This is a genomic window from Synechococcus sp. H55.2 (assembly GCF_047462495.1).
GTDB lineage: Bacteria > Cyanobacteriota > Cyanobacteriia > Thermostichales > Thermostichaceae > Thermostichus.
In genome coordinates this window covers 1-7,385 of sequence record NZ_JANSJH010000117.1, presented here as the reverse complement: position 1 = coordinate 7,385, position 7,385 = coordinate 1, and the positions used below count along the sequence as shown (strand labels likewise).

At 60.7% G+C, this 7,385-nt stretch carries 9 protein-coding genes and 1 pseudogene; 6 read left to right on the top strand and 4 right to left on the bottom strand.

Features of this window, described 5'->3' with window-relative positions; translation table 11 throughout:
- The coding region (gene sds, locus NW844_RS11545; protein ID WP_414335805.1) for a solanesyl diphosphate synthase at nt 1-968 on the bottom strand (968 nt) is incomplete at its 3' end.
- A 114-nt stretch (nt 969-1,082) separates the two neighbouring features.
- Here sds and NW844_RS11540 point away from each other — a divergent pair.
- Nucleotides 1,083-1,478: a metal-sensing transcriptional repressor gene (locus tag NW844_RS11540; protein WP_414335804.1), complete on the top strand. Its 396-nt coding sequence runs from the start codon at nt 1,083-1,085 to the stop codon at nt 1,476-1,478.
- Nucleotides 1,479-1,600: 122 nt separating this feature from the next.
- Here NW844_RS11540 and NW844_RS11535 read toward each other — a convergent pair whose 3' ends face one another.
- Nucleotides 1,601-2,053 carry a TerB family tellurite resistance protein gene (locus NW844_RS11535; protein WP_414335802.1) on the bottom strand — a complete coding sequence of 151 codons (453 nt, stop codon included), beginning with the start codon at nt 2,051-2,053 and terminating at the stop codon, nt 1,601-1,603.
- 226 nt (nt 2,054-2,279) lie between these two features.
- Between NW844_RS11535 and rpsP the strand changes: the two are divergent.
- The 5 genes and pseudogenes from rpsP to cysQ all read left to right on the top strand — a co-directional run.
- Nucleotides 2,280-2,525 (top strand): annotated as a pseudogene (gene rpsP, locus NW844_RS11530) (30S ribosomal protein S16); the annotation flags it as partial.
- Between the two features lie 292 nt (nt 2,526-2,817).
- The gene (locus NW844_RS11525) at nt 2,818-3,078 is read left to right on the top strand and encodes a KH domain-containing protein (RefSeq protein WP_414335800.1); all 261 of its coding nucleotides are present in this window, start codon (nt 2,818-2,820) and stop codon (nt 3,076-3,078) included.
- Entirely contained in the window at nt 3,075-4,178 is a 1,104-nt protein-coding gene (locus NW844_RS11520) for an ArsA family ATPase (protein ID WP_414335798.1), read from the top strand. The genes NW844_RS11525 and NW844_RS11520 overlap by 4 nt, the downstream gene beginning before the upstream one ends.
- A gap of 27 nt (nt 4,179-4,205) precedes the next feature.
- Nucleotides 4,206-4,961 (top strand): imidazole glycerol phosphate synthase subunit HisF, encoded by a 756-nt coding sequence (gene hisF / locus NW844_RS11515; RefSeq protein WP_414335796.1) that lies wholly within the window; start codon nt 4,206-4,208, stop codon nt 4,959-4,961.
- 17 nt (nt 4,962-4,978) lie between these two features.
- The gene (gene cysQ, locus NW844_RS11510) at nt 4,979-5,776 is read left to right on the top strand and encodes a 3'(2'),5'-bisphosphate nucleotidase CysQ (protein WP_414335794.1); all 798 of its coding nucleotides are present in this window, start codon (nt 4,979-4,981) and stop codon (nt 5,774-5,776) included.
- 5 nt (nt 5,777-5,781) lie between these two features.
- Here cysQ and NW844_RS11505 read toward each other — a convergent pair whose 3' ends face one another.
- Both NW844_RS11505 and NW844_RS11500 read right to left on the bottom strand, forming a co-directional pair.
- Nucleotides 5,782-6,246 carry a pentapeptide repeat-containing protein gene (locus NW844_RS11505; RefSeq protein WP_414335792.1) on the bottom strand — a complete coding sequence of 155 codons (465 nt, stop codon included), beginning with the start codon at nt 6,244-6,246 and terminating at the stop codon, nt 5,782-5,784.
- Between the two features lie 188 nt (nt 6,247-6,434).
- On the bottom strand, nt 6,435-7,208 hold the full coding sequence (locus NW844_RS11500) for a PspA/IM30 family protein (RefSeq protein WP_414335790.1): 774 nt from the start codon (nt 7,206-7,208) through the stop codon (nt 6,435-6,437).
- Between the last annotated feature and the right edge of the window lie 177 nt (nt 7,209-7,385).

Below are 7,385 nucleotides of genomic sequence, written 5' to 3'. Positions count from 1 at the left end.
TGCAGCCGCTCCAGCACATAGTCCACCATTTGAAACAGAGCCCGGCGGGCTACAGAATCCGGGAGCACTTCCAGCGCCTCGGCGGCCTGACGGGCATAGTCTCGCGCCAACTGACGAGAGCGTGGGATCCCTTCGCTTTGATACACCCACTCTAGGGCCTGCTTCAGGTCTTGCGGGTTGGACAGTTCCCTGAGAATGAGCTCCCGCATCTGGGGAAATTCCTCTAAGGCGAATAAAACGGGTGCGGTGAGGTTGCCCTGGATGAGGTCGGATCCCACCGGCTTGCCGAGCATCTCTGCCGAAGCGGTGAAGTCCAGCAGATCGTCAACGATCTGAAAGGCAATGCCCAGATCCCGCCCAAAATCGAATAGCCGATCCGCCACCTCCTCGCTCACCCCACTCAGCAGACCGGCAGCCTTGGAACTGCCGGACATCAGGGAGGCCGTTTTGTAGAAGCTCTTGGCCAGGTAGTCCTCCATCGACACATCCGGGTTGAAGCGGGTAAGGCTCTGACGCACCTCTCCTTCTGGCAGATCCATGATCACCTTGGAAAGGAGCTTCACCACTTCCAGATTGTCCAGACTGGCCAAATACCAGGCAGCCTGACCGAAGAGGTAATCCCCCGCCAGCACGGCTATCCGATTGTCGAAGAGGGTGTTTACCGTGTCGATTCCTCGTCGCACGTCGGCAGCATCGATGACATCATCGTGTACCAAGCTGGCCGTGTGGATCATCTCGGTAATCTCTGCCAAGCGCCAGTGGCGGGGTGTGATCTCCCCATCGGGAGTGGTGGCACGGGCAATGAGGAGCACAATGGCTGGCCGGATCCCTTTCCCACCTGCCGAAAACAGATGCTCGGCAGCCATAGCCAGAATGGGGTGCTTGGCGCTAACCAACCGCGTCAGGTTCTGGCGTAAACGCTCCAGATCCGCTTCTACAGGGCCAAAGGGGGAGAGCACAGAGGTCATGGAGCCAGCGTATGAGAGGTTTTACAAAATTTCATATCTTTTCTTATTGTAGAGTACCCTATCGTTCCCAGGGAAAACCAAGCAGTATTATGCAAGCAGTCTTCTGCCCTTTTTATGTCCGATCCTGTCCTTCCACTTGGCGCTCGCTCCGTTCCACCGCTCCCTTCAGAACCCGATTGGGAGGAGGAGTGGGAGTTGGCGCTGGAAAAGCCGCCCCTGTCTGGGCGGGCCCAGCCTCACCATCATGATCCTCAGTCACGGCGCAAGTTGATCAACCGCTTGGCGCGCATCGAGGGGCACGTTCACGGGATCCGCTCCATGATCGAGCAGGATCAACCTTGTCCAGATGTGCTGCTACAAATTGCCGCCGTCAAGGGGGCGCTGGATCGGGTGGCGCGGCTGATCCTGGACGATCACATCCGCCATTGCATCCGCCACGCCATCGAGACCGGCAATATCGAAGTGGAGCTGGAAGAGCTGCAACGGGCCCTGGATCGCTTTATCGGCTAGGTTGCGATGGCCAGATGTCTGGGCTGAACCTGAAAGGCTCCCTGGCTTGGTTGGGGGAAACACCAAGCCGGGGTGTTGATGCGGTTGCCAAGGCCGGCTGTTCTGGCTGATGCTATCTAATGCTATTCGGTAGCTGGATCTCCCTGAGAAGGCTGGGCGTAGCGCTCTAGCAAGCCCCTGTTCTTCAGTTGCCATTGCAGGCCCATGAAGGCACAGTTCAGGAACTCGTCGATCTCCTCCCGGCTGAACTGCATGGCCTTGCCGATCTCAAAAATGAGCGCCTCCTCCTTTTCTGTCAGCTCGTTGTTGACCACCGCCATTGTTGTCAGATCCCGCAGGATCAAGGCCCCGGCTGCGTTGTGCAGAGGCGGGATCCCGCTGAGGTCTAGGGTTGCGTCTGTTTTCTCGGCCAGATAGGTTTGGGCCACCTGTTCTTCAATGCCCATCCCTTCGGCAATTTGCAGGAAAAAGTTGGTTTCCTCTTCGTCCAACTGGCCGTCCACTCGGGCCACCGCGATCAGGGCTTTGAGGTAGAGCTGGCGCTGCTCATCTGTCAAGTCGGCGTAGTTGACCATGGGGGGTGTTGCTGAGTGTGGGTTTCCTCTTCAACTTTGCCATGAAGAGCGCCGCCCGGCGTCGGTTTGGCTCTTTTTCAGCCAAGGAAAAAATCGACTAAAATAGAGAGCCTGTGTCTGCCCAGATTTCCGGTAGGGGATCGGGGTGGCGGGCACGGGTTTGATTTTGGTTTTTCTCTAACCACCCTTCACAGCTTGCGGAGCAACCCTAAGGAGCAGATACCCCATGGTCAAATTGCGGCTCAAGCGCTACGGAAAAAAACGGCAACCCAGCTATCGCATCATCGCCATCGAAAGTAAAAGCCGTCGCGAGGCCCGTCCGCTGGAGGAATTGGGCTACTACAACCCGCGCACCAAAGAGACGGTTTTGGAGACGGCGGGCCTGCTCAAATGGTTGCGTTGTGGCGCTCAGCCCACGGAGACCGTGGAGGGTCTTCTCAAAAAGGCCGGCATCTACGAGATGCTGAAAGCAGGAGAAGGCGGAGTGGTTGCCTCGATTCGCATCCCGGCCATCGCCAAGCCTGAAGCTGGGATCCCTGAGCCAACAGAAGAACCTGCTACGGAAGCTCCTGAACCCGATGCAGAGCCGGCTGTGGCAGAGGCTGGATCCCTGCCAGAATCGAGCCACCAAGAATCTGCAATTGAAGAGCCACGGGTCGAAGAAGCAGCCAAAGCCTAGGATAAGGACTTCGTCCCGCTGACGCCATCGGTTAACCTTTTGGCTATAGGCTCGGCTTGAACCCGTTTTTCCTTGCCAGACGCCCATGCCAGACTACAAAGCCCTTGTCCATCTTTTGATCGAGCCGTTGCTCAGCTCATCTGGGCTGCAGATGGACGTGGAAACCACCTGTGGCGGGCGCAAGGTATGGCTGCGGCTGGCCTTTGACCCCAAGGATCGCGGGCGGGTATTCGGGCGCGGCGGGCGCACTCTGCAGGCGATTCGGCAGGTGATGATGGCGGCAGCCCAGTTGGCGGGCCAGTCTTTGTACATCGACATCTACGGCGAGGCAGGAGAGCGGGAATGAGCCAGATCCTCACCTTTTTGGGTAAGGGGGGCACAGGCCGGAGCACGTTGGCGGTGGCAGCAGCGCGGGCAGCAGCCCAACAGGGGCGGCGAGTGCTGTTGGTGGGCCATCAGGCGGGGCCGGCGCTGGAGATGCTCTTGGGCGGGATCCCACTTGCCGGGGAGCCGGTGACCATTGCTGCCAATTTGAGCGTGGTGCAGTTGCGCACAACTCAGCTTCTGGAACAACACTGGACGGCGGCCAAAGAGCTGGAAGCCCGATATGTGCGCACTCCCTTTTTCCGGGAGATCTACGGCCAGGAGCTGGGGGTGTTGCCGGGCATGGATCAGGCCCTGGCTCTGGAAGCGCTGCGCCGTTACGATGACAGCGGCCAATACGACTGCATTCTCTACGATGGGCCGGGGGATCTGACCACCTTGCGGGCTTTTGGGATCCCGGAGGTGGCCAGTTGGTACTGGCGGCGGGCTTCCCAGGCTTTTTGGGGATCCGACTTGGCCAAGACCCTGCGCCCCTTTGCCGAGCCGCTGTTGCGGTCTGTCAGCACCGTGGAGTTCTCGTCTCTAGAGGATCTGTCGAATCGGCTGGGGGGGATGACCAACATTTTCGAGCAGGGGCGGCAGGCCATCGCCGATCCGCGCCGTGTGTTGGCCCACTTGGTGACCACCCCAGATCCGATGGCTGTCCAGACCGCCCGTTACCTCTGGGGCAGTGCCCAGATGGTGGGGCTGACGGTGGGCGGTCTCTGGGTCACCCCTCTGGCTCCGGGCGAGGTCTCGGCTGCCGATTTTTTCCCCTTGACCGTACGCACACTTCCCCTGCGTCAAGGATCCGATTGGTCAGCTTTGGAGGCAGCGGTGGGGGGCATATTCGCCGTGCCGGATGTGCCGCCGCCCGTGGCCATCGACGAGGGAGCGCGTACAGTCAAGCTGTTTATTCCCGGCTTCAGCAAGGCCCAGATCGAGCTGAGCCAGTCGGGCCCGGAGCTGACCATCACCGCCGGGGATCAGCGGCGCAATTTGTTCTTGCCTCCCAGCCTGGCGGGTCGGCAGGTGGCCGGGGCCAAGTTTCAAGAACCCTTCTTGGTCATCAGCTTCGGCTAGGCCATCACGCCAGCGGAGGAGAAGGCGATGTTGGCCAAACGGATCATTCCCTGTCTGGATGTGGCGGCGGGGCGGGTGGTCAAAGGGATCCAGTTTGTGCAGTTGCGCGATGCCGGGGATCCGGTGGAGCTGGCCCAGGCTTATGATCGGGCGGGGGCGGACGAGCTGGTCTTTCTGGACATCACCGCTACCCACGAGGAGCGGGAGATTTTGCTGGAGGTGGTGCAGCGCACGGCGGAGCAGGTGTTCATCCCCCTCACGGTGGGAGGTGGGATCCGCGATGTGGAAGGGATCCGGCAACTGTTGCGGGCCGGGGCCGACAAGGTAAGCCTCAACTCGGCGGCAGTCCGGGATCCGGATCTGGTCACCCAGGCCAGCCGTCAGTTTGGATCCCAGTGCATCGTGGTGGCTATCGACGCCCGCGCCAAACCAGGGGGATGGGAAGTGTACGTGCGCGGGGGGAGGGAGCCGACGGGGCTGGACGTGGTGGAGTGGGCCAAAACCGTGGCCGAGCGAGGGGCAGGGGAGATCTTGCTCACCAGCATGGACGCCGACGGCACCCAAGCGGGCTACGACCTGGAGCTGACCCGCCGCGTGGCCGAGGCGGTGGCGGTGCCGGTGATCGCCTCAGGGGGGGCGGGAGACTGTGCCCACATCCGCCAAGCTCTGCAGGAGGGGGGGGCAGAGGCAGCCCTGTTGGCTTCTCTGTTGCACTACGGCCAGTTGACGATTGCCCAGATCAAAGCCGATTTGGCCGCCCACGGCATTCCGGTGCGCTGCTAAATCTTGGGGGGTTGCCCATGCAGGATCTGGCCGATCTCTTGCCCCATGTCAGCCGCCTTGCAGAAGCAGCCGGGCAGGCCATTCTGGAGATCTATCGGCAAGAGCAGATCCAAGTCAGGGACAAGACCGACTTCTCCCCCCTCACTGAAGCAGATCTGGCCGCCCACCACCTGATCCTGCGGGGCCTGCAAGATCTAACTCCGGGGATCCCCGTGCTGTCGGAAGAATGCGGCGGGATCCCCTATTCGGAGCGGCAACAGTGGCGGCAGTTCTGGCTGGTGGATCCCCTAGATGGCACGCGCGAGTTTATCGGGCGCAACGGCCAGTTCACGGTCAACATCGCCCTCGTCGAGGCGGGGATCCCCATCTTAGGCGTCGTCCATGCCCCGGCTCTCGGCCTTACCTACAGGGCAGCGCAAGGGCTGGGGGCCTACAAAGGCAAAGAGCCCATCCGGGCCCGCCCCCCCGCCCAGGCTCCTCTGCAGGTGGTGGCCAGCCGTTCCCACCGCAGCCCGGAGACGGAGCAATTCCTGGAGCGGCTGCGACGGCGCTACGGTTCTCTCGAAGTCAAGTCTGTGGGTAGCGCCCTCAAGTTTTGCCTGGTGGCCGAGGGATCCGCCCATCTCTACCCCCGCTTTGGCCCCACCCTGGAATGGGATACCGCCGCCGCCCACTGTATCGTCGAGCAGGCGGGGGGAAGTGTCACGAACTTGCAAGGGGATCCCTTGCGCTACAACAAACCGGAGCTGCACAACCCGCCCTTTGTAGCAGCTGCCGAAGGCGTTACCCAACTGTGGCAGGAGCTGGTTCCCTAGAAAGCCTACATGCCCATCTCGGTCGGGTTAAAGCCATCCGGGAACTTCGTGTACTCGTCGTAAAGGGCGCCACGGAAGTGGGTGTTGGTGATGATGGCTCCGCGCAGATCGGCGCCAATGCGCAGATCGGCCCGGTTCAGCTCTGCTTCGCTAAGGTCAGCCCTGAGCAACTTAGCCCGGTAGAGGTTGGCCCCCCGCAGATCCGCCTTCACCAACTTAGCTCCGATTAGGTTCACCCGTCGCAGCTTGGCTCCGCGCAGGTCGGCTCCGGAGAGATCCGCCCCTGCCAAATCCGCCTCGCGCAGATCCGCCCCACTCAAATCGGCATCCCGCAGAATGATGCCCCTCAAGTTCGCACCGCTCAACTGGGCTCCGCTCAAGTTGGAGCCAGAGAAATCCCGCTGGCCAGACGCATAAGCCTGCAACAGTTGCTTGGCATCTAAAAGAGGCTTGATACTCGCTGTTGTCATCGCTGTTGGTTCTCTCGCAAAAACGCAGGAAGGCTACCTTAACCCAAGCTCCCCCCCTGCCAGAAGCAGGCCGAGAGCTCTTCTGGGCTAGCTTACCACTCTGTGTCCCCCCGGTAAGGACACCCCAACCCACCTAAGCCAAGAGGAAACATGCCCCAGGAACTCAGGCAGACACGGCCTCCCGTTGTTCAAAGCTGGTCGATTTCGCGGCGCAGATTTTCCAACTCCGCATCTACCTCGCTTTCAGCCGAGGCAGCAGATTGGGCTTGCGGCAAAACTTTCCGCTCTCCGGCGGGCAATTGGCCCTGCATCGCCGCTTTCAGCATCATCAGCTCGTGATCGACATCCGACCCACCTGCTTCCAAAGCGGCAAACTGGTTCTCCAAGTTGTCCACCGCCAGCTCCGCCACCGCCGCCGACTGAGCTTCCAGGGAGTTCACCTTCTCCTCCATGCGCTCGAAAGCCGCGAAGGCACTGGTGGCGTCCACCCGTCCGATGACCTGGTTAATTTGTTGAGAAGCCTTGGCAGCGCGGGCCCGGGCGATGAGCATATCTTTCTTGGTCTTGGCCTCGGCGATTTTGCTCTCCAGCTTGGTCATGTTGGCCTTTAAGACCTCCACCTGCTTGGTCTGCTCATCCAACTGCCGCTTCAGGCTCTGGGCAGTTTCGGCAAAGGTTTTCTTGCGCACCAGCGCTTCGCGGGCCAGGGCTTCGTTGTTGTTGCGCAGGGCCAACTCGGCCCGTCTTTGCCACTCGTCAACGTTCTGCTGCGCTTGCTCATACTGCCGCTCGATCCGCTTCTGGGCAGCAATGGCCTGGGCAACCGCTTGCCGCATTTGGTAGTGATCCTCCGACATGTCCTGAATGGTTTGGTTCAGGATTTTCTCCGGATCTTCGGCGCTGCTGACCAGCGCGTTGATATTGGATCTGATGATTCGGCTGACCCGATCGAACAATCCCATCGGTTGTTTCCCCCTCTAGCAGTCTGACCTAATGCTACCCTTGCCGTTCCGGTGCCTTCCAGTGCTTCTACCCCAGTATAGGGATCCCTGGCCGAGATCCGAGGAAATGGGTCAGAGGGGATCCTGCCCCAGCCTTTATGTCTTATCCCCGGATCTCGGTGGATTGCACCGGACTAC